This is a genomic window from Nostoc sp. DedSLP04 (genome assembly GCF_034530775.1).
In the GTDB taxonomy this organism is placed as follows: domain Bacteria; phylum Cyanobacteriota; class Cyanobacteriia; order Cyanobacteriales; family Nostocaceae; genus Nostoc.
In genome coordinates this window covers 66149-92113 of sequence record NZ_JAVRCL010000003.1, presented here as the reverse complement: position 1 = coordinate 92113, position 25965 = coordinate 66149, and the positions used below count along the sequence as shown (strand labels likewise).

General features: G+C 40.7%; 23 protein-coding genes. 11 read left to right on the top strand and 12 right to left on the bottom strand.

Features of this window, described 5'->3' with window-relative positions; translation table 11 throughout:
- Window positions 1-101: 101 nt before the first annotated feature.
- Together RMX89_RS02645 and RMX89_RS02640 are read right to left on the bottom strand one after the other, a co-directional pair.
- Window positions 102-1076 (bottom strand): DUF4351 domain-containing protein, encoded by a 975-nt coding sequence (locus RMX89_RS02645; RefSeq protein ID WP_322687817.1) that lies wholly within the window; start codon window positions 1074-1076, stop codon window positions 102-104.
- 8 nt (window positions 1077-1084) lie between these two features.
- A complete protein-coding gene (locus RMX89_RS02640) occupies window positions 1085-3685 on the bottom strand; it encodes an ATP-binding protein (RefSeq protein ID WP_322687816.1) in 2601 nt (866 codons plus the stop codon).
- A 413-nt stretch (window positions 3686-4098) separates the two neighbouring features.
- Between RMX89_RS02640 and RMX89_RS02635 the strand changes: the two genes are divergently transcribed.
- The 3 genes from RMX89_RS02635 to RMX89_RS02625 all read left to right on the top strand — a co-directional run bounded on the left by RMX89_RS02635 (window position 4099) and on the right by RMX89_RS02625 (window position 6005).
- On the top strand, window positions 4099-4824 hold the full coding sequence (locus RMX89_RS02635; protein WP_322687920.1) for a Uma2 family endonuclease: 726 nt from the start codon (window positions 4099-4101) through the stop codon (window positions 4822-4824).
- A 150-nt stretch (window positions 4825-4974) separates the two neighbouring features.
- On the top strand, window positions 4975-5685 hold the full coding sequence (locus RMX89_RS02630) for a hypothetical protein (protein WP_322687815.1): 711 nt from the start codon (window positions 4975-4977) through the stop codon (window positions 5683-5685).
- Window positions 5686-5807: 122 nt separating this feature from the next.
- Window positions 5808-6005: a DUF433 domain-containing protein gene (locus RMX89_RS02625; protein WP_322687814.1), complete on the top strand. Its 198-nt coding sequence runs from the start codon at window positions 5808-5810 to the stop codon at window positions 6003-6005.
- A 201-nt stretch (window positions 6006-6206) separates the two neighbouring features.
- Here RMX89_RS02625 and RMX89_RS02620 read toward each other — a convergent pair whose 3' ends face one another.
- Both RMX89_RS02620 and RMX89_RS02615 read right to left on the bottom strand, forming a co-directional pair.
- Complete coding sequence (locus tag RMX89_RS02620; protein ID WP_322687813.1) at window positions 6207-6956, bottom strand: hypothetical protein; 750 nt, start codon at window positions 6954-6956, stop codon at window positions 6207-6209.
- Complete coding sequence (locus RMX89_RS02615) at window positions 6919-7332, bottom strand: mCpol domain-containing protein (RefSeq protein WP_322687812.1); 414 nt, start codon at window positions 7330-7332, stop codon at window positions 6919-6921. The genes RMX89_RS02620 and RMX89_RS02615 overlap by 38 nt, the downstream gene beginning before the upstream one ends.
- A gap of 214 nt (window positions 7333-7546) precedes the next feature.
- Here RMX89_RS02615 and RMX89_RS02610 point away from each other — a divergent pair, with 214 nt between their 5' ends.
- A complete protein-coding gene (locus tag RMX89_RS02610) occupies window positions 7547-7789 on the top strand; it encodes a CopG family transcriptional regulator (RefSeq protein ID WP_322687811.1) in 243 nt (80 codons plus the stop codon).
- A 46-nt stretch (window positions 7790-7835) separates the two neighbouring features.
- On the opposite strand, the gene RMX89_RS02605 is transcribed toward RMX89_RS02610, so the two are convergent.
- The 4 genes from RMX89_RS02605 to RMX89_RS02590 all read right to left on the bottom strand — a co-directional run bounded on the left by RMX89_RS02605 (window position 7836) and on the right by RMX89_RS02590 (window position 10327).
- On the bottom strand, window positions 7836-8279 hold the full coding sequence (locus RMX89_RS02605) for a DUF29 domain-containing protein (RefSeq protein WP_322687810.1): 444 nt from the start codon (window positions 8277-8279) through the stop codon (window positions 7836-7838).
- Window positions 8276-8482 (bottom strand): DUF433 domain-containing protein, encoded by a 207-nt coding sequence (locus tag RMX89_RS02600; protein WP_322687809.1) that lies wholly within the window; start codon window positions 8480-8482, stop codon window positions 8276-8278. Before RMX89_RS02600 ends, RMX89_RS02605 begins: the two co-directional genes overlap by 4 nt.
- Window positions 8483-8495: 13 nt before the next feature.
- Entirely contained in the window at window positions 8496-8771 is a 276-nt protein-coding gene (locus RMX89_RS02595; protein WP_322685324.1) for a LapA family protein, read from the bottom strand.
- A 131-nt stretch (window positions 8772-8902) separates the two neighbouring features.
- Window positions 8903-10327, bottom strand: a complete 1425-nt coding sequence (locus RMX89_RS02590) for a phosphoglucomutase/phosphomannomutase family protein (protein WP_322687808.1) — start codon at window positions 10325-10327, stop codon at window positions 8903-8905.
- Between the two features lie 146 nt (window positions 10328-10473).
- Between RMX89_RS02590 and RMX89_RS02585 the strand changes: the two genes are divergently transcribed.
- The 4 genes from RMX89_RS02585 to RMX89_RS02570 all read left to right on the top strand — a co-directional run bounded on the left by RMX89_RS02585 (window position 10474) and on the right by RMX89_RS02570 (window position 13813).
- Window positions 10474-11337: a PD-(D/E)XK nuclease family protein gene (locus RMX89_RS02585; protein ID WP_322687807.1), complete on the top strand. Its 864-nt coding sequence runs from the start codon at window positions 10474-10476 to the stop codon at window positions 11335-11337.
- 230 nt (window positions 11338-11567) lie between these two features.
- Entirely contained in the window at window positions 11568-12284 is a 717-nt protein-coding gene (locus RMX89_RS02580; RefSeq protein ID WP_322687806.1) for a hypothetical protein, read from the top strand.
- Between the two features lie 64 nt (window positions 12285-12348).
- Complete coding sequence (locus RMX89_RS02575; protein ID WP_322687805.1) at window positions 12349-13044, top strand: hypothetical protein; 696 nt, start codon at window positions 12349-12351, stop codon at window positions 13042-13044.
- A gap of 73 nt (window positions 13045-13117) precedes the next feature.
- Complete coding sequence (locus RMX89_RS02570) at window positions 13118-13813, top strand: hypothetical protein (RefSeq protein WP_322687804.1); 696 nt, start codon at window positions 13118-13120, stop codon at window positions 13811-13813.
- A gap of 72 nt (window positions 13814-13885) precedes the next feature.
- Here RMX89_RS02570 and RMX89_RS02565 read toward each other — a convergent pair whose 3' ends face one another.
- Window positions 13886-15556: a transglutaminase family protein gene (locus RMX89_RS02565; protein ID WP_322670700.1), complete on the bottom strand. Its 1671-nt coding sequence runs from the start codon at window positions 15554-15556 to the stop codon at window positions 13886-13888.
- Window positions 15557-15995: 439 nt separating this feature from the next.
- Here RMX89_RS02565 and RMX89_RS02560 point away from each other — a divergent pair, with 439 nt between their 5' ends.
- The gene (locus RMX89_RS02560; protein ID WP_322687919.1) at window positions 15996-18854 is read left to right on the top strand and encodes a cation-translocating P-type ATPase; all 2859 of its coding nucleotides are present in this window, start codon (window positions 15996-15998) and stop codon (window positions 18852-18854) included.
- An 83-nt stretch (window positions 18855-18937) separates the two neighbouring features.
- Entirely contained in the window at window positions 18938-20062 is a 1125-nt protein-coding gene (gene recF / locus RMX89_RS02555; protein WP_322687803.1) for a DNA replication/repair protein RecF, read from the top strand.
- 146 nt (window positions 20063-20208) lie between these two features.
- Here recF and RMX89_RS02550 read toward each other — a convergent pair whose 3' ends face one another.
- Entirely contained in the window at window positions 20209-20670 is a 462-nt protein-coding gene (locus RMX89_RS02550) for an MgtC/SapB family protein (protein ID WP_322670697.1), read from the bottom strand.
- A gap of 670 nt (window positions 20671-21340) precedes the next feature.
- Here RMX89_RS02550 and RMX89_RS02545 point away from each other — a divergent pair.
- Window positions 21341-23692, top strand: coding sequence for a putative PEP-binding protein (locus RMX89_RS02545; RefSeq protein WP_322687802.1), 2352 nt, complete (start codon window positions 21341-21343; stop codon window positions 23690-23692).
- Window positions 23693-23732: 40 nt separating this feature from the next.
- On the opposite strand, the gene RMX89_RS02540 is transcribed toward RMX89_RS02545, so the two are convergent.
- Window positions 23733-24551 carry a hypothetical protein gene (locus RMX89_RS02540; RefSeq protein ID WP_322687801.1) on the bottom strand — a complete coding sequence of 273 codons (819 nt, stop codon included), beginning with the start codon at window positions 24549-24551 and terminating at the stop codon, window positions 23733-23735.
- Between the two features lie 50 nt (window positions 24552-24601).
- Window positions 24602-25774, bottom strand: coding sequence for a hypothetical protein (locus RMX89_RS02535; protein ID WP_322687800.1), 1173 nt, complete (start codon window positions 25772-25774; stop codon window positions 24602-24604).
- Window positions 25775-25965: the final 191 nt, after the last annotated feature.

The following is a 25965-nucleotide window of genomic DNA, read 5'->3' as shown; positions in this document are numbered from 1 at the left end:
CGATTCAGTAAAATAAAAAATAACCCATCGAACTGAGTTAAAAAAACTTTGTATTGCTAAATAATGAAATGTATTTTTTACAACTCTCATAAAAATAGATTTTAAGCTGATTGATTTGTTTGCAACCAGTTAAGCAAATCTTCCATAGCAGTAAAATCCAACAAAGCTTCGCCAAGGGTTTCTAATTGATTTAAAGAAAGAGATTTGATGCGCTCTTGTAATTGTGGTGATAATTCTCCCACTCGTCTTTGTACTAACCTTAAAATAAGCTGTTGTTCACCTTCTTGTTTTCCGCGCTCGTAGCCGATGCGCTCACCTGTAGTTATGTATCTCATAGTCCGCTCTTGCTCAAATTGTTTAAACTCTTCCCAAAACTGATTTTCCAATGCCTTTGGTAATATCATAACCCAATCGATAAATCGATACAGATTGCGAATATCCTGCTCTCCTAACCCCAAATCATATAGTCTGCGAATTAAGCTAAATTTCCATATTTTGCGTTGTTCGGGTGATGAGCGCGTCTGTTGTGTTTTCAAATGCGCCATGACGACAGTTGCAAATGGATTATCGCTATTTTCTAACTCGTGAAAGCGATTTTCATAATCTAAAAGTTTAATACTGCCAAATTCAAAAATTAAGCTAGTATTGGGATAATTGTAGCTGTAATTGCTTGGTCGCCATTCGCGGTTTGGATCGCAAAGAATAGCAAGGCTTATTGCTGGCCGATCGAAGCGGTCAAATATGCGAAAGTTGTAGGTAAACATCCGCTTGGCAAAGTTATCTTCTTTTTGTCCCTGAATTTCCACATGGATTAATAACCATAGTTCTTCCCCTTGGGTTTGCCAAACTTTGACTAATTGATCGGCATATCTCTTACCCTGTTCAGCTTCACGAGCTATTTGTTGAAATTCTTTATCTAAAAATTCATAGGGACGTTCCCAATCAATTAATGCAGAAGTTTCTGGAAAAAAGAAATGCATTGCTTGGGGAAAATAAGCTTCTATAATTTCTTTCCAAGGGCTATCAAAATCACCGCGTAGGCGCAACCCGTCGTAGACATCGCTAATATTAGTCATGTCATTTTTCAAATTATGGATAGACTAGCAGTACTTGCAGTCGCTAGTTTAGAACTTTGCTTAATCGGAATCTCAACCCAAAATTCTGCTCCCTGTCCAGGTTCGGAAATACACCAAATAGCTCCGTTGTGTTTTTCTGTGACTATCTGAGCGCTAATTGCTAATCCTAATCCGGTGCCTTTACCTGCGGCTTTTGTAGTAAAGAAAGGGTCAAATAATCGTTGCTTAACTGCTTCGGTCATGCCAGGGCCATTATCTGCAATTTTTACAGCTATCCGATCTAAGTTGCGTAACTGAGTACGAATTACAATTTGGCTGGGTTTAGTTTCTATATCCTCCAGAGTTCGCTTACTGTTATAACTATCCAGGGCATCAATGGCATTACCAATCAGATTCATAAACACCTGATTTAATTGTCCGGCATAGCATTCTACTAAGGGAATATCACCATATTCCTTGACTATTTCAATTCCGGGATTTCCAGACGTTTGTTTGAAGCGATTTTGTAAAATCAGTAGTGTGCTATCAATACCTTCGTGAATGTTGACAGGCTTCATATCTGCTTCGTCAAGTCGAGAAAAATTCCGCAAGGAAAGAACTATTTCACGAATGCGATTAGCTCCCATTTTCATTGAAATTAGTATTTTAGGTAGATCCTCAACCATAAAGTCAAGGTCGATCGCTTCTATATGAGCTTGTACTTCAGGTGTTGAATGAGCATTAGACTGTTGATAAAGTTCTACCAGTTCCAATAAGCCCAGTGTATATTCACTTACATGGGTCAAATTACCGTAGATAAAGTTAACTGGGTTATTGATTTCATGAGCGACACCCGCCACTAATTGACCTAAACTCGACATTTTTTCGGTCTGAATCAGTTGAGCTTGAGTCTGTTTGAGATTGTGTAGTACTTGGTTGAGTTGTTCTGCCTGAATAGTAGCAGCAGCAGTAGCAGCGCGGCTTTGATTATATAATTGGGCTTGGTCAATAGCGATCGCTAACTGGTCAGCCACGCCTCGAATAATTTCCACCTCATCATCACTCCAGGGGCGAAGCTCTCTACTATGTTCGCAGACAATCACACCCAAGTGACCCGACTGAGTTTGAACTGAAACTGTTAGTAGAGACTTAAAGCCCAATGTCACAAGTAAATTCCGACTCTTGAAATCAAGCCATGAATCTGTCGCAATGTTATCAAAGCAAAGCAAATTCCCTTGCATAACAGCTTCACTCAGCACTTCCACATTCTGGATAGGAGAACAGCCTAAAGGTTCTGTTAAATCGGGAGCGCAAGCTTGCTGACTCAGTTCCAAGCTAGTAGATTCATCTTCTTGATGACACCAAAAAAATTGGCATCGATCGATTTGGAGCAGTTCCCGAACTTCAACTACTACTGTACTCAAAATCGTATTTAGATCCAGCGAGTTGCGAATTTGACTAGATAGACGAGTTTTAAGAATTTTTTCTCGTTCAACTAGCTTTCGCAATTCAACTTCAGATTGCCTTAACTCTAGCTGGACAATATTACGATTGACACTAGCTCTTGCTAGTAGCCAAGAACCAATGCCAATTAATCCTACTAATCCAGCATATAGCAGTAGCAATTGACTCAAAAATCGGTTTGATTTGGTCGTCAACGTCTCTGGCGATACCCGCGAGACAATTTTCCAGTGATAGGATTTAGGATCGATTTGATTTTGGCTTGGCGCAAAAGCTTGTCCTGCTCCCGTACTAGATTTTTGCCCTTCGACAAGTGGGTAAACTGTGGTAAAAGTGAACATTCCCTCAGCAGTTTGGAATTGTCCCGATTCTTGTTGAGAAATCTGCTGCCATGCTTGAGGAAAAGCTGTGCCAAAAGTGCGGTTTTTGCGATCGGGAAACATAAATCCCCATTCATCTTCAGGCTTCGCTCCTTTTAACCAGTAGCCATCGGCATTCAGTAGCATTCCCTGGCTAGAGGCGCTAGTGAAAGCTCGATTAAAATTGTCCAGCAGTTTTGCGCCGAAATAATTTAACACCACAATGCCTCGTTTCTGCCCACGGCGATCGAAAACGGGAGTGCCAAAGCGAATCATTGGCTTCAAGGGTTGTTCAACCTGACCTCGTTCGATATTCAGGTCAAGGGGAGAAACAAATACTTGTCCTTGGTTTAGCCGCAAAGTGTCATTAAACCAGTAGCGCTTGGCTTGAACTTGCAATTTTTCTTCGGGGACAATCGCTGGTTCACCCTGGTTAAAGTTGACTCTGACAATTTCTTTACCCGATCGATCCAAAAAGCGAATTTGGTCGTAGAGTTTTTTATATCCAGAAAATAATAAGAATTCTTGAGAAAGTGCCTGTCGTTGCCCATCCACTCCGTCTAAAATTCTTTCTAGCTCGTTTTGTTTAGAGATAACCATCAAATCTGAAACAACCGAGTGAAAGTCTCCACTGATGACTTTAGTTTGTAAATCTACCTTACGGAGTTCATTTGTTTTGAGCATAACTTGCTCGATTTGTACCTGTTGATAATAGATAGTCCCAATAACAACCCCAACTAACGCTGATAATGGCAAAAAAACCGTTAGGAAGTTTTTGATTAAAACTCGTGAATGGATCTGTGGTGACATATTTGATACTTGGGTACAACTCAAAAATTGGGCTGAAAATTAGCTAATTTCCAACTACGCCACGTTTTCTGAGTCAAGGTTGAGAGAAGACTTTTTCTCCTGGTAGATATAGGTAATCAGCCCAGCTACCAAATTCACCATGAAATTGCATACTCTGCGACTTCTGGAATGTTCTAGTTGAACAAAGTTCCGCCCTTTTTTGCTATTGTCAGTTAGACACTCTGAGAATCAGTACCGAAAAACCACGAGTTTGATGTAAAGATTTTACACTTATAAGTATTTTGCTACTGAGAAAAGCAACATCAGGTGATGTCTACGCTAAAAATGGTTTTTCTTTATTGTGCTGCGATCGCACATTACACATCAATAGATTACGTACAATCTACCTAGAATCAGATTTGGCAAAACGGCTCATGTTAAACTACAATCCACTCCATTGTTTGCCATCTTCCGAAGAATTACCCGACTCAGATGATACTGCTGTGGATAATGAACTCCAAAATTTAATTCCCGGCTTGCTGAAAACGATCCTGGCTTTAGTTTGGTGCGATCGCTGGGATTGGTTCTTTGGTGTTGATATGGGTATTTATTATCACCCTGACAAACCAGCTATTGTCCCTGATGGGTTTCTCAGCTTAGGAGTTAAACGCTTCGTTGATGAAGATTTACGCCTAAGTTATGTGCTGTGGGAAGAAAAGCAACTGCCAATTTTAGCGCTAGAAGTTGTTTCTCAAATATATCGAGAAGAATATAGCATCAAGAAAGAATTTTATGCCAAAAATTTAGGAATTTTGTACTACGTTGTGTATAGTCCCCTGCGGCGGAAAAAGTCGCCTTTGGAAGTGTATCGCTTAGTCGATGGGGAATATATCTTAATGTCAGGAAATCCCGTTTGGCTACCAGAAATTGGTTTAGGAATTGGACGAGAACGAGGAATTTATCAAGGTATAGTACGAGAGTGGCTCTACTGGTATGACGAAGAAGGGCAAAGATTGCTGACACCAGAAGAACGCATCAGGGAAGCCGAAGAACGTACAGCTTTTGAAGAACAGCGACGAGTGGAAGCAGAACAGCAGGTGAAAATGTTAATTGAAAGATTAAATGCGTTAGGTGTCGTCGATCCCGAAACTTTGTTATAGATTCACCAAATTTTGTATTTTTTGCTGCCTTAATGTTAATTAGCTTCCTGGGTAGGGAATTATATCTGTAAAGCAACTAATAGCTTGACGGTACAAATCGTCATAATTGATTGCTCAATAAATATATTTACCAAAACCTTCATCAAAAATATGGAAGTTAAATTAGGATTTGGAGCAGTCCCAAAACCTCAATATGTTTTTGTTAGCAAAGAATCGGATCACTGCTGGTATATGCTATCCGATGATACAAGACAAATCCCAATTTATGAGAGAGCCTTGACTGGGGTGATAACAGGGATAGAAGTTAATAAAAAAGTCGAAACTTCACATGGAGAAGCAGAAAAAACTGATTTGCATATTCTGGCAGACAAACCTTATGTTATTCGCTCAGGAAGTGAATCTTACTTTTCTAAAAGTTTGTTGCTTTCACTTGATGCGTTGACTTCTGAACAATTGCATCATCCATTGACGATCGCAGTTAGTCCTGGAGAGAGAACAATTGTATTTTGTGCAATTTATAATCCAGTCACTTATCGTTCTATAGGTGTTAGCTGGAATGGACACAGGGAAATTGACTGGCAAGCTTTAGGACAAAAAGTAAGTTTAAAAATTAATTGTATTCAAAATTTACATCAAGATGAAATCCAAATATCTGCTAATACAACGTCATCAGAAATTCATGCAGTTTTGATAGCTCAAAGTGACACATATTTAGCCCAGTTAAATTGGACTCCAGAGCAGGGAAGGGAATATTTACAGCAAAAATATGGTAAACGATCGCGTTTACAACTCACTGATACAGAAATTCTGGATTTCATTGATTATCTGAAGCTACAACTAACCCAAAACTGTCCAACTTAGGTGCTGTTATGTGAACTTAGGATAATTCCGATCGCCCTATTGCTACACTGAGATGCTAGGCTGGGATAATTGCGATCGCAGAATTAGAGTTAAATAAAAGTACCCGATATTAAAATACTTGCATGAACTCAAGGGTTGATTTGTTGACTCGCATTACTCAAACTCCTGGTCAGTGTGGTGGTCGTCCTTGTATTCGAGGCATGAGGATTCGTGTGAGTGATATTTTAGAAATGCTGGCTGAGAATGTCAGTGTTTCTGAGATTTTAGAGGATTTTCCCGATCTTGATCTCGAAGATATCCAAGCCTGTCTATTGCTTTAATTTTCATCGCCAATCATCTCTACAAGATTGCGAATAATATTCTAGTGTCTGGCTGAGTGCGATCGCTTGTCCATTGCATTGAGGTTTTTATTAGAGATAACGGCAATTGCAGAAGTAGTGTAATTTATAAAAATACATAAATTTTTTGGATTTTTTAAATTAATCCAATCATAATGACAACGAGCAATTATAATTATCGAATTACTTTAAGCGATCAACAACACCAAAAATATCGTTAAAAAGACCTAATCCAGTTATCAGTGCAAGTGTAACGGCTGCGTACTGAGCTAAGACGCTTTGCTGTTGCTGAATTAACACAAAAACCATAACCCCAAGAAATATAGAAACTACAAGTAGAAGTTTTATAACTTTTCCTTGCGAACGCATACGATTAAAACTTTTTATTGTTGTGCCAGATTCAGAAAAGTCAATATATTCGTAGCAAATTATATCTTGATGTATATCATGATACATTTTACTCAAACCTTTTGTACGCCACTCTTTCGAGTAAACTCTATCATCAAGTTCAAAACAACAAACATGTTGTATTCCACTTGATATATAAGATGATATGATATCACTAGAAACTTTTTTATTACATCCAGAAATATCAACAATTAAATTATTTAAATCAGGAAAATTTTTCTTTATGTTTTTGATTGAAACTTCTGGATTTACAAATAAAATTTTTATAATTCTTTCTTCTATAGAAGCTAAAGATAACATTGAATTATATGCAATTTGATATTCATTATGATCGGTTAAAAGTTCTTCAAATTTATCCCTTATTCTTCTAATTTGATCTTTGACTTCTGAAAGTTTACCTACAGCTCCTTCGTTGACTCCAAAGTAAACATCTCGAACACCCCTGACTTGAATACAGTGCGTTAAGATATTGACGTAAAGTCCCGGATTATCGCTTTGAATGATAAGGAGTAGTTGTTTCGCCACTTGTATATTCCTGAAATATTTCAATTCGATCTTTCCCAGTAGCTTTAGCTAATTTCAGTGCAAAATAAGCTTGACGTGAATTATCACCAATTCCAAAGGATAATGTAGCCTTTGAAAAGCTAGTAAACTCGATTCTTAAACTTTCTAATCTACTCACCGATATTGTATCAGATTGTAACCTTGCAAGTAAGCTATCTCCACCATTAAATATTATTTGTGCATTAAATTCATCTGATAGAGCTTCTGCCAACCATAACATAGATGATTGGAAGTTATGAGAAAAATTTGATAATAGCTCCATTTGATCTGTGACGATAAAAAACTCTATTTTTCGGCCAACGTCGTCACCATCTGCTGCAAGATATAGAGATACCATAGACAAAAATATCCAATAATAATGTGGTTGTCAATAATCTCAGTAATAACTTATTTCTAAACTAAAAGCTAGTACTAAACCCATTGATATCTGAATCGATTGGAATATTAAGGATTTTAACGATGTGGATGTGGAATTTTAAACTGAGAAAATAGTGATAGCTATTATTTTATATTGCAATATTAAGACTATGCAAGACAACTTTCATAAGATAATGAGCAAAGAAAAAATTACGTTTCGGATAGATAGCGATCGCAAAGCTGCACTTGATGCGAGCGCAGTTGCAATGAATTGCGATCGCAGCTACATACTTAATGAAGCGGTAGCCACTTATCTAGAGATGTATCAGTGGCAAACTGAGGAAATTCAAAAGGGGATTGCTGAAGCGGATGCTGGAGATTTTGCCGATGATGAAGAAGTAAAAGCGACTTTTACAAAACTCACCAATGTATATTAAATGGCTGCGTAATGCGCTTCATCCCACACAGTCAGAATTACAGTTATTAAATATCGCTTACTTCCGGTAGCCAGTTTTCATCTAACACTAACTCTACAGAATATGGGCACTCTTCTGGAAACACGGATACAACTATCCCCGTTTGCTTGGCTGCTTGGTGACGTGCCCTTTGATAACTTTCCTCAAGCTGCTCTGTAGGATAGCTCTTAAGACTAGGGCTATCTTCTATCGCTAACTCAATTTGGGTGCGAGAATCGGTGATCGAATCGAGCCAACTATCTGAGCGACGCTGGGGTTGATATTGCCATTTAAGCAAATGCAAAAGTAAGCGAGTTAGTTGACTAGCAATACCCCGTCGTTCACTTTTGCCCAAGCCTTCAACCTCTTCAATCAGATGTTCTACATCAACCTCATGCCAGTGATGCGATCGCAATAGTTGGGCTGTCTGTTCAATCCACAAGTTAAAATCTGCTTTATAAGTTGCACTCATAGCCGTTCTCGATCAGCCGCATAGCTTAGGCAAGCCAAAATATCCTCTTGTGTCAAATAAGGAAAGTCATCAAGCACTTCCTCGTAGGTCATCCCAGAGGCAAGATAAGATAAAACATCGTATACAGTAATTCGCATTCCTCGAATACAAGGCTTACCACCTCGTTTTCCTGGTTCGATTGTAATAATGTTTTGATACTGCACTAAGCTTCAAACCTCAAAAATCTTCATCGTCAACAAAAAATTCCGCATCGTCTTCCAATCGAGAATTACTCTGCCTAATACCAGCAAGTCCCCACAGAGGTTGCAGCAGCGCCATGCCAATTAACCCGATAACGGCACTAAAAGCTAGCACTAAACCCATTGGTATCTGAATCGATTGGAATGTTAAGAATTTTAACGATACGGGTGTAGCATTTTGGACTGAAATAATTGCGATCGCAATTACCCAAACCGCTACAACTAGAGATGTCAAAAAAGGCGCGATTTTCATACTTTGATCTAAATGAGGAGTTAGGAGTTATATTTTGCTCGAAATTAAAAATGAGGAGTTAAGAATTGTTAATTTACAACTCTTAACTCCTAATTCATAACTCTTAACTTTTAATTCCTAACTCTGACAAATTAAACTGCTACTGCCTCTAGTTTAGCAATGGCACTCTCTAACTCTTGGGCGATTTGGGTGAGTTTTTCGGGAGTGTTGGTTTCTAGGTAGACGCGTACCAGTGGTTCTGTACCGGAAGGACGCAGTAAAACCCAGCTACCTTCTTCTAAATACAGCTTAATACCGTCTTTACGCCCCACTTCCTTGACTTTAATGCCAGCTACTTCTGTAGGTGGATTTTTAGTAAAGGAGTCGATGACGGCGGTTTTGTGGGCTTCTGTGAGGTGCAAGTCTAGGCGGTTGTTGTAAAGTGGGCCATCGGCTTCAGCGATCGCTTCTTTAACAAGTTGACTTAGCGGTTTGCCTTCATAGGCGATCGCTTCTGCCACCAGCATATCGGCTAATACCCCATCTTTTTCGGGAATATGCCCAATAACACTCAAACCACCTGATTCTTCTCCACCAATTAAAACGGCAGTTTCCCGCATTTTTTCGCCGATGTATTTAAAACCAACTGCTGTTTCGTAAATTTGCAGCCCATTTTTAGCAGCGAAATTATCCAGCAGGTGGGTTGTAGCAACAGTACGGACTATGGCGCCGGTTTTACCTTTGTTTTTGATTAAATGACGTGCTAAAAGTAGCAGCACAGTATTCGGAGTAAGGACGTTTCCTTGTTCATCAACGATACCAAAGCGATCGCTATCTCCATCCGTCGCCAAGCCCAAATCAGCTCGATCTCGAACTACTGCTTCCACTAACTCAACTAATTGTTCTCCTTTGGGTTCAGGCATTCCACCGCCAAATAAAACATCTCTCCAATCGTGGAAACTTTCTAATTGAACGCCACTATGTTGCAAAACTTCATCTAAATAACCGCGAGAGGTAGAATACAAAGCATCGTACTTTACCTTTAAATTAGCGCTTCTGATTTTTTCTACATCAAGTAGAGTGTAGATAAATTGCAGGTAATCTGGTTTCGGATCGAAAATTGAAATTGAACCTGATGGGTTGCTCCCAGGCAACTCATCCGATGCGCCTTCTATATTTGCCACAATAGTATCAGTAATCTCTGGAGTGGCAGGCCCAGCATAATCGGGTATATATTTAATTCCACAGTAAGGTGCTGGATTATGGCTAGCAGTAAACATTAACGCCCCAGCGGAATTTAGGTGACGGGCATTGTAGGCAATTACTGGTGTAGGGCAATCCCGATCGGTAATTTTTACAGTCCAACCCAAGTCTGCTAATACTTGGGCCGCTGTTTGGGCAAACTGGTCAGCTAAAAAGCGAGTATCGTAGGCAATAAGTACTGGTCTATCTTTTGTATAGGCTGTTTCTAAGTAAGTGGCGATTGCCCTTGTTACTTTTCTCACATTGGGGAAAGTAAAGTCATCGGCAATAATCCCTCGCCATCCATCGGTACCAAATTTTATCTTGCTAGACATTTTTGCCACTTGCTCCGGTACATTATCAGTACTATAAAAGCTTCCCGCAAAGCGTGTGTAGCAGCAAGTATCCTCCGAAGTTCTTTTCTAAGCAAGCCTTAGCTTAAACTTCTCCCCACCGTATTTTCTCTCACTGTTTCTGAGCAATGTCAACCCCCGATCGACCTTTTGCCAGTTATCACCTTTGGTCTCTAGTTGCCCCAGCGACTGGGCAAGAACGCTGGCATTGCCAGATGAGACGGGGGTTTATCAAAGCACGGCAACACGAACCACAAGTCAAAGCCCTTTTAATGCAAGCCACTGCGCCCCAGCGTATTGGCATACTGGCTCAAAAAGGCGTTTATGAGTTTCATCATCACAGGCATCTGTTGAAGCAAGCAGATGGTGTAGAAAGAGTTGCCCAGCTACTTAAATTAGGCAACTCAAGCGTTCAAGTCCAGCAACGCGTACTGCAAATTTTGCAAAAATATCACGATTCGCCGTTGCTTTTGGATAAAGATATTATCCAATTAACACCGGGTGATGAAGGCTTTCCGAAACCGATAGTAGTTGAACAAGAAGATTATTGCTTTCGCTTATACGCGGCTATGGACTGCGTTTTTATTGAATCTGATAGCACTATACATATTTTGGATTTCAAAACTGGTAAGTCCGCTTTTGACAAACGACAGGCATTAGTTTACTTATTAGCTGCTCGTTATCTTTACCCTGGGCAAGAAGCTGTTGCATCATTTTATAATTTAGAAATATGTAAAAAGTCAGAGTTAATTAGTATTAATAGTAGTGAATTAGAATCCTTAAAATTTGAGTTGGCGAATATTGCCCACAAGCACCAGCACGATTTGCAAAAATATCAGGAAGAAACAACTAATTTTAGTAAAATATTCCCTCCTAATCCTGGTTCTCACTGTCGCTTTTGCCCATTTAACTCTATCTGTGAGTTTGCCGATTTTAAGCAGCATCAATCATATCCATTACCTAGTTTAAGAAGTGTAAGAGTTAATAGCTAAGGGACTCCCAAATAAAAATATATACAACTATTAGATTGTGGGGTGGGCGTCTCGCCCGCCCACAGTCAAAGTCAAAGGCGGGCAAGATGCCCACCCCATAAGATTGGATAATTTATTTCTTGGAAATCCCTAATTAATTTACTTATTTACCTTAGTTCAATTTTCAAAACAATCTACTAAATACTCGTATTTTTACTGGACTGATTTTCTTCTCCTATCAGACAACCTAGATGTCAAATACATCGATTTTTATCTTTGATTGTAAGGAGTTAGGATTAGTGCGATTAACCACAAATAAATCCGTATTTAGATTAGTAGGAATTTCAACATTTCTTTTACTTATCATTTTTAAAGGGATTTTATCTCAACCTGTTTATGCATTGCTGTCGTCTCTAGACGCTTGTGCTGTTCAACCTGAATGTGCTGCTGCTGGCTCGGAATTAGCTCCTACTGCTAAGGCTACAATTAGCACAACTAAAACTCAAAATGAGCAGGTTCAAAATAAAGCTCAGGAGAGATATTGTTCTTTTTATCCACTTAATTTAGTTTGTGGCCCACAAGGTCAATCTTCAGTTCTTTATAATTACAAATTTCATCAAACAGTACATTACAGAAAGTCTGGTTCTCCTGACAAATTTGTAACTCATCACTTTCGGAGTTGGCGACCTGCGCCAGGGGCAATTAGAAGTTTAGCTCAACCTCCAGGTATTGAATTTGGTGGTGGTTATCCTCCATCTGGTGATTATGTAACCTGGATTCATTTAAATGATGGAGATGGTAATAATCAAACTCGTGGAGTCGTTTATGAATACTCAACTGGCGACACCATGACATGGGATGATTATGCAAAATATTCTAACAATAATATTGAGGGAGAATGGATTAGCGATGTGGTTCGTGCTGATATACCGCCAGATAATTCATCCCCTCATGATAAGAAAGATTGACTTCAATAAAAGCGCAATGTGGCTGTTCAATTAATAAATCTTCATCAAATTAGAGGTTGCTGGCATGAATAAGCTTTATACGCTTCTCCAAAAGATTAAAGAAAATCCAGTTATCTACATAGACAAGCCATCAATTACTTGTCTTGATTCATTCTTAACTGGGTATATAGATGGTCTAATCACACTAGGATTTACTACAATAGACTCTTGTGGAATGGAAGGGTTTCAAGAGTGGATACAAGAAATAGCAAAAACTAATCTGACTCAATCTTGGGCTGGGATAATTCTCTCTTATTCTGGAAGTGAACGAGCTGCTTTTAATAGGTTTTTTGAAGAATTTGAACAGTTCTTAAAGCAGAAAGATGATTCAAAAAGTCAAAATAGTGAAGGAATTTCAAGGCTTAGTGAGGATATGAGGTTTCCTCGGTTTGATATTTACAAGGAGATTCTAGGTGCTATAAAGAAAAGACCAGGAATGTATTTTGGAGCTAGTCCAATCACTGAACTAGATATGCGTTTGCGAGGATATAGTCTGGCTCGAAGAGAAGTTGGTGTAGCTCCAACTGAGCCAGAAAGTGAATTTGAAGGTTTTCAATCATGGATTGAAGAAAAATATAGAATTAACTCAGGTCAGTCATGGTCTAAAATAATTCTTTTCTATTCTGTAGACGAGCATGAGGCACTACAGAAATTTTTTGAGTTGTTTGAAGAATACTTGAATAGGAATAAGAGTTTAGAAATAGACAAAAATAGTGGTTAAGCAGAAATTATTAAAGTGCATTAGCTTACAGCATAATACACTCTAGCCCTTAAATTAAATTGGAGTAATCAATATGATGAATCTTTCTACACTTCTCCAAAAGATTAAAGAAAATCCAGTTATCTACATAGACAAGCCATCAATTACTTGTCTTCATTCATTCTTAAATGGGTATATAGATAGTCTAATTGAACTAGGATTTACTACAATAGGCTCTTGTGGAATGGAAGGGTTTCAAGAGTGGATACAAGAAAGAGCAAAAACTAATGTGAGTCGGTCTTGGGCTGGGATAATTCTCTCTTGCTGTGGAAGTGAACGAGCGGCTTTTAATAGATTTTTTGAAGAATTTGAGCAGTTCTTAAAGCAGAAAAATAATTCAAAAATTCAAGAAATTGAAGGCATTTCAAGGCTTAGTGAGGATATGAGGTTTCCTCGGTTTGATATTTACAACGAGATTCCAAGTAATATAAAGAAAAGACCAGGAATGTTTTTAGGCAGAAATTCAATTACTAGACTTGATATGCTTCTGCGAGGATATAGTCTGGCTCGAAGAGAAGTTGGCGTACCCCCAACTGAGCCAGAAAGGGAATTTGAAGGTTTTCAATCATGGGTTGAAGAAAAATATGGAATTAAGTCAGGTCAGTCATGGTCTAAAATAATTCTTTTCTATTCTGTAGACGAGCATGAGGCACTACAGAAATTTTTTGAATTGTTTGAAGAATACTTGAATAGGAATAAGAGTTTAGAAGTAGACGAAATTTGCGGTTAAACAGAGAGTTTTAAGGTGCGTTAGCCTACGGCATAACACACCCTACTCACTTTCTCGTAGTCTTTCTCGAATTCAAAAGTCCGGTAATTCTTTAAGAATTGTGAACCGGATATGATTAATCGCTAAATCGCCAATGGGGATATCTTCTTTGGTTAGCCGTTCACCTTTGCTTGTCACAGTTTCAAAGGTGATGCCTTTGCCAATTTCAATGTGATACCAGCATAAGCCCATAAAAAATCGCGTTGGATAAGGGCCACCTTCACCGATATCATCAGGATTTGATTCCATTGGCAACCAGCCAAAATTGGGGACGTAGAATTCTAGCCAAACATGATTAAAATCAGGTTGTAGCGGTACTCCTACGAAGTCACTATGGGGAGGACATTTGTACCTGCCTACGGTACGGCAGGGAATGCCATTTAAACGGGATAAAGCAAGTAAAACGCCGACATATTCACCACAAGAACCAACACCCCGCTCTAAAACTGTATCTGGCGTGTCAATGTAAGGTTTAATACCGTAGGATAACTCATCATAAACGTAGTTGCGGATGCTGTGCATTTTGCGCAGCACATTGGTTTCAGAACCAATCGCTTCTCTGGCGGCACGGCGAACAATTGTAGTATCCATTGCTAAATCGTCGTCGTCCACTAGGTAGCGTGTTTCTAATTCTGAAGATAATTTAGGTATATTCTCTACATCTCTAGGTGTAATGCGATACTTGATGCCGCGAACTTCCAAAAGTGCTTTCCAGCCAAATATATGCCGTTCTCCTGGGGCAAGAGAATCAAATTTAAAGACTGCTACGCGTTGCCCCTGTACTACTTCTTCGGTGAAGGGTATACCAATGGCTTCAACGTGTTTGACCTTTTGACGCTCAGTTTCGGATGGTAAGGCGATGCGCCATTCGACATCGGGTAAATAAACCTCGTCTAAGGGTGCAATTTCCTCAGCGTAGGACATTTCAATCAGATAGCCATTAGAGAGGGCGTAACGCTTATCTGGATCGTAATGATAATACAAAGGGTGAATAAAAGTGCGATCGCGGAATGTTAGCTCATGACTCGGATCGGCATTGGGGTTATCCCGGATATAAGGCTCCTCTGAGGCGTAGGCGACGTAAATACTTTCTTTGCCTGTTTCGTCATTTTTATGGAGCGCTATGCCCGTAGGACATTCAAAGGGTGTCAGGACGCTGAATTGCAACTCTCCTGTGGCTCTGTCCATCGCGTAAACTGATTGTTCGGTGCGATCGCAAATCCATAGCATTTCTTGGTTGACTGCCAAATTCTCTATCCCAACTCCAGGGGCATAAAATTTAGTAATCTCTTTTCGGGTTTGGCGGTCAAAAACCAGAATGTAGCCCAGCCTTTGGCAACTTACATAAACTGTTGTTTCCCAAACAGCAACGCCATCAGCTGCATAAGGCAATGTTACAAAATGTTCCAGATCCAAAGCATTCAGCTTGCACAAATAAACACTATTTTCTCGGCTTACCCACAGCGTATCGTCCCACACCGCTAGACCAGTGACATCGGTAAATTCTTCAACTTGATGGGGATTGAGAATTTTGCTGTTGTCAGAGGTGGGATCGATTTCTAGTAGATGCCCTTTAATACTGTCAATGGCAATCAGTCTATCTTTAATGAAAGTAATGCCACACAGGGTAGCAGCAGTAAGCGGCCGAATTGTTCTTTGCCCAAACATCTGGCTAACGGTCAAAGTGGGGAGTGCAAAACTCATAAAACCTTATGGTAAGTGTAAAAAACCCTCACCTTTAGGTAGGGGAGGAAACATGACTCAACGGTTTTAGCGTGGTAACACCAATTGCTTGAGATGGAAAAATCCCAGTCGAGCAATGGTTCCCCCGATTGGGGCGGATGAAGAGTGCTGAGTTAAAAGACTACCCACAATGGGCGTTGCTCGAACCCAAGTACATCAATTAATGGTTCTCGATCGCCACGTTTACAGCGAGGTACTAATAATTATCGGTACAATGTGTTCCGAAAAACTCTTTCGTGAGAAATAATACTATCTGAAAATAGGAGGAATTTACAAATATTAAGAATTACAGATACACTCATACAACTGGGCGAGCGCCTTAATGTAACTTTAAAAGATGGAATTCCTGCCATCACTAAATTATGATCGAATTTTGTAACCATTTGCTGTGACCTACACGATGTCTGCTAATTCTCTGCCTGAAGGTGCCGCCGTTTGGCATAGTTTAGAAGTTGATAAAGCGCTAGACCTGCTTGATAGTAATGCAGACAGCGGCTTAACACCCCAAGAAACTCAACAGAGATTGCAAAAATACGGCCCCAACGAACTTGAAGAAACTGCGGGCCGTAGTGCTTGGGAAATTCTGCTGGATCAGTTCAAGAACATTATGTTGTTGATGCTGATTGGCGTGGCTTTGATTTCTGGGTTTTTAGACCTAATGGCTTTGCGATCGGGCAGTTTGAAGCCTGGTGAAGTGCCATTTAAAGATACGATCGCTATCTTAGCAATTGTTATCCTCAATGGCATACTTGGCTACGTCCAAGAAAGCCGCGCTGAAAAAGCCTTGGCAGCCTTGAAAAAAATGACCTCTCCCTTAGTGCGCGTCATCCGTGACACCAGACTGGTGGAGATAGCAGCCAAGGAACTAGTTCCAGGGGATGTCATGCTGCTGGAAGCTGGGATGCAGATAGCCGCAGATGGACGCTTGATCGAACAGTCTAATTTACAAGTGCGTGAGTCGGCATTAACTGGTGAAGCCGAGGCGGTGAATAAACAGGCATCACTAAAATTGCCGGAGGAAACATCATTAGGCGATCGCCTCAATGTCGTGTATCAAGGAACTGAAGTAGTCCAAGGACGTGCCAAGGTTCTGGTGACTAACACCGGCATGACTACAGAACTAGGCAAAATTGCCACCATGTTGCAGGCGGTGGAAAGTGAACCTACGCCTTTACAGCAGCGAATGACTCAACTGGGTAATGTCCTAGTTACAGGTTCTTTAATTCTGGTAGCGATCGTCGTCGTTGGCGGTGTGATCAGGGACGGAGGTTTTAAAAATATTCAAGAACTCTTAGAAGTTTCCTTGAGTATGGCGGTTGCTGTAGTGCCAGAAGGTTTACCAGCTGTAATTACCGTCACCTTGGCACTGGGAACCCAGCGAATGGTGCGCCAAAATGCCTTGATTCGCAAATTGCCAGCAGTGGAAACGTTGGGTTCTGTAACTACCATCTGTTCTGATAAAACTGGCACCCTGACTCAAAATAAAATGGTGGTGCAATCGATTTCCACCAATAACAAAACTTTTCGCGTCACCGGCGAAGGTTATGCTCCCACAGGGGACTTCCAGTTAAACGGTCAAAAAATTTCCTTAGAGGAATCTCCAGAAATTTCCGCGTTATCAGTCGCCTGTGCTATTTGTAATGACTCCGTATTGCAAAAAGAACAAGGTGAATGGGCAATTTTGGGAGATCCGACAGAGGGGGCATTACTCACCCTGGCGGGAAAAGCGGGAATTGAAAAAGACCAGTGGAACAGTAAGTTACCTCGCGTAGCGGAGTTTCCCTTTTCCTCAGAACGAAAGCGGATGAGCGCGATCGCTCAGGTGGAGAGAGTCGCCACAGGTGAAGCATTTTCGAGAGGTGTTGACCCAGCGATCGCCGGTTTTCTGCAATCGGAACCTTATTTAATGTTTACCAAAGGTTCTCCAGAATTAATCTTGGCACGTTGCACTCAGATTCATTTGGGTAATGACACGGGTACTGTAACCGAAGCACAACGCCAGAAAATTTTGGCAGAAAATGACCTGATGGCGAGTAAAGGTCTCCGGGTGCTAGGTTTTGCCTACAAACCCCTGGCAGAAATTCCCCCAGAAAGTTCAAGCGAGACATCCGAACAAGGCTTAGTATGGCTGGGATTGGTGGGAATGCTAGATGCGCCACGCCCAGAAGTCAGAGCAGCCGTGCAAGAGTGTCGAGAAGCAGGTATTCGCCCAGTGATGATTACTGGCGACCACCAATTAACAGCACGAGCGATCGCCACCGATTTAGGAATTGCCCAAGAAGGCGATAGGGTACTTACAGGTCAAGAATTGCAACGGATGACTGACCAGGAATTAGAGCAAAACGTTGACTTGGTAAGCATCTATGCCAGAGTTTCCCCTGAACACAAACTGCGAATTGTCCAAGCACTGCAACGCCGGGGTCGATTTGTAGCGATGACAGGTGATGGTGTCAACGATGCCCCAGCCCTCAAACAAGCCGACATCGGTATTGCAATGGGCATTACTGGCACTGATGTCAGTAAAGAAGCGAGTGACATGGTGTTACTTGATGATAACTTCGCCACCATTGTCAGCGCCACCAAGGAAGGCAGAGTTGTTTATACCAACATCCGCCGCTTTATTAAATACATCTTGGGCAGTAACATTGGTGAAGTTCTCACAATTGCAGCCGCACCCTTAATCGGCTTGGGAGGCGTTCCCCTAACTCCCTTACAAATTTTGTGGATGAACTTGGTGACAGATGGTTTACCAGCCTTAGCATTAGCTGTGGAACCTCCAGAACCGGATGTGATGCAACGTCCGCCTTTTAGTCCCCGTGAAAGCATTTTCGCTAGGGGATTGGGTTCTTATATGATTCGCATTGGCATCATCTTTGCCATTATCAGCATTGCCTTAATGTGGTGGGCTTATCAACATAGTCATGCCCCAGGCTATCAAGGCGATCGCGATACTTGGAAAACAATGGTATTTACCAGCTTGTGTATTGCCCAAATGGGTCATGCGATCGCCATTCGCTCCAACAACCGACTGACCATTGAGATGAATCCCTTCTCAAATATCTTTGTACTAGCGGCTGTTATCGTCACCACGATTTTGCAGTTGATGCTAGTTTATGTCCCACCCCTGCGAGATTTCTTTGGTACTCATTACCTGAATATGCAAGAATTGGGGGTCTGTATTGGCTTCAGCGCCTTAATGTTCGTGTGGATTGAAGCGGAGAAGATATTCTTGCGGATTATGGGCAAGAAGGCCGTTTGAAAAAGAAATTTTAGATTTTAGATTTTAGATTTTAGATTTATCTTCAATCCAAAATCTAAAATTTAAAATCCAAAATTGAACTTATGTACCTAAAAACTCTAAACCTCCGACAATTTCGCAATTATCAAGACCAAAAGGTTGAGTTTACTGCTGCCAAAACAATTTTGGTAGGTAATAACGCTCAGGGAAAGTCGAATTTGTTGGAGGCGGTGGAGTTGCTGGCGACATTGCGATCGCACCGCATAACCCGCGATCGCGATTTAGTTCAAGAAGGAGAAGCCATAGCCCAAATTAATGCCACCCTTGAGCGACAAACAGGTGTTAGCGACCTGACCTTGACCTTGCGCCGCAATGGTCGCCGTAGCGTTGCTCTCAATGGCGAATCTATCCGCCGTCAAATGGATTTTCTTGGCGTTCTCAATGCAGTCCAATTTTCCAGCTTGGATTTAGACTTAGTACGCGGCGGCCCGGAAGGTCGCCGCAACTGGTTAGATACACTATTAATTCAACTCGAACCAGTTTATGCTCACATTTTGCAGCAGTATAACCATGTGTTACGCCAGCGCAATGCCTTTTTAAAACGCCATGTAGAGACGTTGGATGCAACGTCTTTACAATCAGAACTAGCGCTGTGGGATGCACAGTTAGCTACTACAGGAACTAGGGTAATTAGACGACGCGATCGCGCTATCCAAAGATTAGCCCCCATTGCTACCACTTGGCACGGCAGTATCAGCGGCAGTACAGAAGTTCTCCAAATCAAGTACGTGCCGAATATTCCTTTAGAGGATAACCAACCAGAAGAAGTGCAGCAAGCTTTTTTAGCAAAAATTCAGCAGCGATCTGTAGCTGAAATGCACCAAGGCACGACTCTTGTCGGCCCCCATCGAGATGAAATAGAATTAACGATTAACCAGACACCCGCTCGTCAATACGGTTCTCAAGGTCAGCAACGAACGCTGGTTTTAGCTTTAAAATTAGCCGAATTACAATTAATTGAAGAAGTCGTCAAAGAGCCACCATTACTATTACTAGATGATGTTCTTGCCGAACTAGATTTATCCCGCCAAAATCAATTGCTTGATGCCATTCAAGACCGCTTTCAAACCTTGATTACTACTACTCATTTGGGTTCTTTTGATTCCCAATGGTTGAAATCTTCACAAATCCTTCTTGTGAAGGCAGGAGAAATAATGCAACATCAATAATTCTAAAAATCATATTTATAGTAATTTGTAATTCGTATGATTATCTGGTATTCCCTTATTCATATTTTCAGATAAAGGTAAATTAGGAAGCTCAATAACTCTATATTTCTTAAGCATATTTTTTATTAAAAATAATAGATAGCTAATTATTGATTTCGTTTTTCAAACCTTTTAAAAACGTTGAGAACTAAAAAAGTCAGCATAGCGCCGATTAATCCTAACTGCCATAAACCACAGCCAGCAGTAATTCCCAATGCAGAAGAAACCCAAATAGCAGCTGCTGAGGTGAGTCCGTGAATTTCAAGTTGCTGTGACTCTTGGGAAGATTGACGCACAATTTCTCCAGCACCGAGAAATCCTACACCAGCTGCAATCCCTTGAATCACACGGCTAAGTGCATCAGGACTAGATTGCAGTCCTCCTGTTTGCATGATTATTAAAGTAAATAAGGCTGAACCTAAACTCACCAGTATATGAGTTCTTAAACCAGCTGGTTTGCGTCTAATTTGACGTTCTAAGCCGATGATTGCTCCAATAAGCAATGCAATACATAGTCGGAAGCTGATATTCAGCCAATCATCAGTTGCAAGGTAGTAAGTGTTTGACAATGTTTAGTCTGATATGGAGAATTTTATATTCTAAGTTAAATTGTAATATTTTTCTAAAAAAGTCCAAAACTATTCTAATGTTTTATTAATGGAGTTTAATCCAATGGGTATAGTGCAATAACCTATCTCATATTTGGATTCTATCAATTCAGTAATGGTTTTGAAACTGAGAATTAATATTTTCCATTATTAGGATTATTTTTCAATAAGATATTGTTCTGGTCAATGAATGGAGATTTGCATTATTAGATTGTGGCAACGATCGTAATTTGGGCAAACTAGATGAATTTTAAGTTTATTAAATAGTTTTTTGGCTATTTAAAATGACTTAGCTAGAGAATTATACCTTAAATTGTTAGATTAACCTATACACTGAACAATTAAATATGATAAGGGTATGTATAAGTAGAGCAAATCAGCTATACAGCGTATTTCAAATTACTGAAGTACACAACGATTCGTCTCAAAGCCAGCTATCAAGCCTGTTTTACTTCTGACTCCTTAATTCTGAATTCTCCTCTATCCTGCTTCAAAACCCGTAACTTTGTAATTTATCCAAAAGAAAACTGCTGTAAGTCCTGAGTACTTTTTATTCAGAAGTCAGTGGATTAACCTGATAACATACCAAAAAGAAATGGCTGTGGCTACAAATAGACAACTAACAAATTGAGTGAATAAACTCTACTGGCTAGATCAAATTAAACTACAAGACCGTGCCAAAGTAGGTGACAAAGCCTTTTACTTGAGCAAAATTATCCAGCGTGGCTATCCGGTGATACCTGGTTTTGTGGTTTCGGCAGAAATTTTGCGGCAATTTCTCGAAAATCTCAATAGTTCAGAATCATTAATAGCTGACTTACCCTATTCTTCGCTACACCTGGATGTCACTAATTGGCGGCAACTTCAGCAGGTTGCTAGTCGCTTGCGCCAAGAAATTCTGACTGCGACTGTAACCCAGGAGTGGGTAAGTACAATTTTTCAAGCCGCTAGAGAATGGCAAACTAGCTGTTTAATTCTTCGACCTTCTTTGACAGTATCAACTGCTACTCCAGGTATAAACAACAATATATCGGGTTTACTGGAGTCAGTATTTTGCCAGTGCGAACCGGAAGCGATCGCTTTGGCTCTAAAACGAACCTGGAGTCAAATATTTCGGGCCCGGAGTCTATTATATTGGCAGCACTCAGGAATTAATCTGCAACAAATTAATCTCGCAGTTTTGGTGCAACCTGTTGAAAATGCGATCGCCAGTGGCTCGCTCACAACCAATACCTCTGGGTGGGAAATTGAAGCTACTTTGGGATTAGGAATTGCGATCGCTCTTGGCGAAATACAGCCAGATGTTTACTACATTCAACCAGAAACTGGGGCTGTACTTGAGCAACAACTGGGCAATAAAATGCTGGCTTATGGTGTTGATGATGCAGCATCTAAAATTTTTTTGCGACTCGTGCCGAACTCAGGGTTAACACCAGATCGCACCTGTCTGATTACTTATTTAATTCCACAAGCCCAACAAAAACAGTACTCTTTACAAGAAGAATACTTACAACAAATAATTACTCTGGGAACTCAACTGGTAAGTGAACTAGGTAAAACTTTTACCATTAAATGGACTCTCGCTGGGCAAACTACATCTGGTAAGCTCTACATCACACAAGTTAATCCTTCGCAATCTATGATTCCCCACTCACACTTGATTCGGGGACTAGGAGCAGCCGGAGGACGGGTTGTAGCCACTGCCCTAGTAATTACTAATCCGCAACAGAAACCCGAACAACTACCGAAGGGAGTAATTTTAGTAGTTCCAACGATTACACCTGATTGGTTGCCATTATTGCAACAAGTTGGTGGTATTATCACTGAACAAGGGGGATTAACCAGTCACGCGGCAATTCTAGCTAGAGAATTAGGTATCACAGCAGTAGTAAACGCAACATCTGCCACAACTTTAATCCAAACTGGCGAACGATTGCTGCTTGATGGCGACAGAGGAGAAGTTTATCGCATCAAAGCAGACTCAAAGGAAGAGATGGACAAAGGAAGAGAAGAAAATCTTCTTACCTCCGATCGCCCCAACTCGAAAGCGCCTCATTCTGCTGTTACGTCTCATCTACCTATGATTGCTACCCAATTGCTGGTTAACTTGAGTCAGTCTGCTTTAATAGAACAAGTGCAAAACCTGCCTGTGGATGGAGTGGGATTGTTACGTTCCGAATTGATGGTACTAAATATATTGAACGGGCAACATCCTAATAGTTGGATTTTAAGCGGGCGTCAGGCAGAATTGTTAGAGCTATGGTCTGAGCAGATTATGCAATTTGCTCGTGCCTTTGCCCCAAGACCAGTTTTTTATCGTTCTTTAGATTGGCGATCGCAAGATTTACCATCATTGAGTGATAGTTTAGAATCTTCGCCACAATCGATGTTAGGTGAACGCGGCACCTTTAGCTATTTACGAAATCCCGCAGTCTTTGACCTAGAATTGAAAGCTTTGGCAAGCGTACAACAAGCTGGTTACACCAATGTAAACCTACTGTTACCCTTTGTGCGGACTGTAGAAGAATTTATTTTTTGCCGTCGCAAAGTTGAGCAAGCTTTTTTAACCGAAGTGGCGCAGTTTCAATTGTGGATGATGGCAGAAGTGCCAAGTGTCTTGTTTTTATTACCAGAATATGTAAAAGCAGGTGTGGCCGGAATTTCTATTGGTACAAATGACCTGACCCAATTATTGCTAGGAGTGGATCGAGAACAAGGACAGCTAGCAAAAGTATTTAATGAACGTCATCCAGCAGTTATGAGTGCGATCGCTCAACTGATCCAAATGGCTCAAAGTGCCGATATACCTTGTTCAATCTGCGGTCAAGCACCAGCTCTCTATCCAGAAATCATCGATAAGTTAGTGGAATGGGGTATAACTTCCATTTCTGTTGAACCGGAAGCAGTCGAGCGAACATATCAAGCGATCGCTCGTGCTGAACAACGTCTAATTTTAGCAGCAGCACGCCGAAAACTTAATTAATTAGGAGTTAGGAGTTAGGAATTAATTGCTCACTGCTAATTTATTTGATGTAGCCAGTTTCGCGCAAAAACTTTCGTAAATCGGCAAAGAATTTGGTGCGATCGCTTTTTTTATAAGCTTGTTGCACTCGCCCCCATCCATCCTGTCCTTGATTCAACAGATATTTATCTGCCAGATAAGCTGCTAAAAAGCCCTTGCCATCATCGCCTTGTTGCCGTGCCTGGATATAAGTTTGCCATAGCTCTGAGGCATGATTGGAGATTAATTTGGGATAGCTACGAGTCACATCGACCATTTTACCTTGGCGATAACGCCAAATTTGCAGGGGGTAGGCAGAAGCAGCATAAGCTGTAAAAGCGTAGGCAAAGCGATCGTCTCGACTGTCAAACTCTGGTAATCCATCTTTGTCTAAATCTTTGAGTTGATAGCCACCATTGCCCCATTCATGACGAATCTTAATATACTTTTGAGATTTGCTGTCGTAACGATAAATCAATGAATAAGTACAACAGTGCGCTCCACCTGTAAAGAAATCGGCAATTATTTCTGGTTCTTTGTTACCGTCCAAGTCTCGCACTGGTAAGTTGTTTTCTTGTCCAGATATATTCCCCACAGGTCTGTCATATTCATCTTCTTGCGGCAGTTTTTGATCCAAAACAGTTTTACCCGCCCGGATAATTTTCAAGCGGATATTTTTATACTGATATTCCTCTGGTTTTTCGTAAGATATTTCTGCCCGCACATTGCCTGATTGCCCAGTTATTGTTTCTGCTATTGCCGTCTGGGTAAATATAGCCGTTGCACTTAAAACAGCTAAACCGATCAGAGATTGACTGCTAAAGGAGCGAATAGTAATCATCGTTGGTGTTGTATATAGCAGATTCAACTTTATACAACACCATCAAAATGTCAATATCGGTAAATTGCCGCAACGGCTGTGCTATACGGAATCTCTTCAAAGGGAACAGCGTAAACCGTGCCGCCATTTAATAAGGTATGAGCAGCAACAAAATCCAACAAATCCTCATCACCAGCTTCTTTTTCTGGGTGCAAATAAACCGTTTCTGAGGTTGGATCGAATAAACCCCACTGTTGCTGACCAACTGCAACTAGTAATGAATCCACGCGTTGGTAATAAGCCGCTGAGATAACTTCTTGGAGGTTGTTAGATGCTTTACCAGTATCACCACCAAACAGTTCGTGAAATTGATCCAAAACTGCTTGCTGTGACTTTTGGAAATCAGCCTCGACAATCGGCCAAGCTTGGTCATGTAACTCTTGGGCGCTGAGAATTTCTGGATTACCAGTGATAGCTTCATCCATCAAATGCTGGTAAGTATTTGCTTGTCTATACACAGGCAAGAGATATTCTACCCCAGCCAACACCAAAGGCGCTTTTTGCAATTTCAGTTTCTCGTATAATGCGCGATCGACAATTTGAAAGAATTGGAGGATGTCTTCTTGGCGTCTATCCCTGTCAGGGCTTCCCTGTCCGTGAAACGTACCTGGTTGCGAAAAAGTATTGGAGGTTCCCCCTTTTGATGTTGCGATGCGAAACTGACCTTCTTTAGCAGTATCGTCTCTTTGCAGAGCTTCATCTACACTTTTAGGGAGATTTTCTACTTCTACCTCTTTGACACTGTAGCGTGTTCCTTCAAAGAACCTAACATCTTGTTGGCTCAAAGCCAGGATATAGAAGCGACCATTGCCATTTAAAATTGGCAGCAGTGGCTTGATGTGAAAGCGGTCTGTAACTACGACCAACTCTTGAAAATCAATTGGTAGGGGATAATAACGAAAAATATTTTCAGAAATAAAAATCGCCAGCCCTTGCTCTCCCATTTGCTCCCAGAACTCTTGGGTATCAATTTCCTGGGATTTTTCCAACAATGCGATCGCTTCTTCCTGTTCGAAACCCGCATCAATTAAACGAGCCTCTGCTTCCCTGACCAAATTTTTAAAGCGAATTGGGTTTTGTCGCACTTCTGGCCCGGCTGGGTGCGTTGGCATATAAATTGAAACACAATTTCCTTTTGGCTGTTCTATTAATGTCTTGATTTCCTCTTTCGAGATTAATTGCATATTATATCCCTCCTATCAATATGACTAGATACATCAGACCAGACCATCAATATTTAACGATCTGATACGACGTTATTCTCAGGTGATGGCGTTGAAGTTCAACCATTTGTTTCTGAGTTTATTTCACCTCAAGGAGGGTTTTATTGCATCTTTCTTTTGATAGGCAATATTCATCAAGGGAATTACTAATT